The sequence below is a fragment of the Prevotella sp. P5-108 genome (assembly GCF_002251385.1).
In the GTDB taxonomy this organism is placed as follows: Bacteria; Bacteroidota; Bacteroidia; order Bacteroidales; family Bacteroidaceae; genus Prevotella.
The window spans coordinates 1-1904 of the sequence record NZ_NPJJ01000035.1 but is presented as its reverse complement, the minus strand read 5'-3'; the positions used below and the strand labels follow the sequence as shown (position 1 = coordinate 1904).

2 protein-coding genes are annotated in these 1904 nt (G+C 30.8%); both read left to right on the top strand.

From position 1 onward, the window contains the following. Positions 1-1262 (top strand): O-antigen ligase (locus tag CIK95_RS06895; protein ID WP_144007769.1); only part of this gene is annotated, 1262 nt, incomplete at its 5' end. A gap of 4 nt (positions 1263-1266) precedes the next feature. Continuing rightward, a partial coding sequence (locus CIK95_RS06890) for a glycosyltransferase (RefSeq protein WP_144007768.1) occupies positions 1267-1904 on the top strand: 638 nt, incomplete at its 3' end.

The following is a 1904-nucleotide window of genomic DNA, read 5'->3' as shown; positions in this document are numbered from 1 at the left end:
ATATTGGGTTGTATTATTTAGCTCTATTATTAATACTTTCATCTTGGACAGATACAAATACTTCCCCTAATTTATTATTTAAGGTCGTGTATTTTTTATGTCTTTTATTGCCAGCTCTTCGTAATCGACCAGATTTTGTTCCAATGTTGGTGATTTCTTTTGCTGGTATTGGATTATATGGGTATGCTTACTCATTTATGCCAACTTATTTACCAGTCTATTTAGGGGCCCTTTTCTTATTTTATTTAGCTTATAGCAAAGGTAAAATAGAATCTTATAAGACACCGTCACTGTTGGTCGGATTTGGAATATTTACTATAATAATGGATTTAGTAACGGCATTGTCTATTGAAAATATTTCTTTTTCTATTTTTATTATAATTCTGTTATGTAAATTTATAGATAACTCTGTTGATAGGTCTACAGTTTCTAAAGTTTCTTTTGCATTTGCATTAATGACATTAGTGTTGTCTCTTTACTTTCTTTTATTAAGAGATCAATTTACTCAAGATTATTATGCACAGGGATCTGGTTTGGAACGAACGGGATGGATGGACCCAAATTATTTTGGTATGGTTTTGGGAATGGGTGTTGTAACTTCTATGATTCAGTTATCAAGTTTTCGCCTTTTGGGAATTGTAGAAAAAATTTTTTATGTTTTTACAGTGATCCTTTCTGTTCCAACTCTAGTTCTAAATGCGTCAAGAGGAGCCATTCTGGCTGTTGCTGTAAGTTTTGTGTTTATAATTCTTTTTTCCAAAGTAAATCCATTATATAAAATTGTTGTTATAATCATTACTATTTTGTTCTTGTTTTATCTATATAATAATAGTTATTTTGATTTATTGGAGTACAGAATAGCTCATGATTCGGGAACGGGATCGGGGAGAACCACTATCAGGCGTAAAAAAATGGATGCTTTTTGGAGCGGGGCACCTTATACATGGGTAGTTGGTTATGGTAATGATGGAGGAAAAGAACTCGCATTTGAAAATCATGCATTCGGTTCACATAATGATTATGTCGCAATTCTTTGTGCATATGGACTAATAGGACTAACGATGTTTGTTGGATTGTTGCTTTATCCTATATTGAATTTGTCTAAAAAATCTACTAATAAAGCTATAGTACTTTCCGTTTCTGTTTATATAATAATGATGTGTACAACATTGGAACCTTATACCGCAGGACGTTTTCCGTACTTTTGTTTTTATTTGTATTCTTTGCTTATAATGTCTGCTTCAAATAATCAAAAGCTATAATAAAATGAAAAGGGTGCTAATTGTCATACCAAATCTATCTACGGGTGGGACCAATTCTTCTTTATCAAGTTTTTATGATGTAATTAAAAATAATTATTCTGTTGATGTATTTGCTATGTCTTATCATGGTCACGCAAATATATCATTCGAAGAATGTTTGTTGCCAGAAAATAAGTTACTATCTCTTTGGAATTGTGTTTATGATGAACTTGAATCAATAACAGATAAATTGATAGCGGTATTCTTAAAAAGTATAAGAAGACTTTCTGTGAAATTTAAATGGGGGCTTGATTCTAAAGTATATAATTTTGTGCGGAAAAAGCTAAGAACAGAGCAATATGATATAGTTATAAGTTTTCAAGAAGGAGCTGCTACAAAATTTGTATCTTTGTGTCATGTTCCTATAAAATATGCTTGGGTCCATTGTAATTATTCTAATTGGCATCCTAAGATTAAACAAGAAGAAATAGATATTTATCAGAAATTCAATCGAGTAGTTTGTGTTTCAAAATATACTGCTTCGGTTTTTAATTCAATATTTAGGCTTGGTGATAATGTTGTCAGTATTTCCAATCTACAAGATGTAGATAAGATAAAATTACTTGCAAGGGAGCATATATCAGATATAGAATGGAATAATAA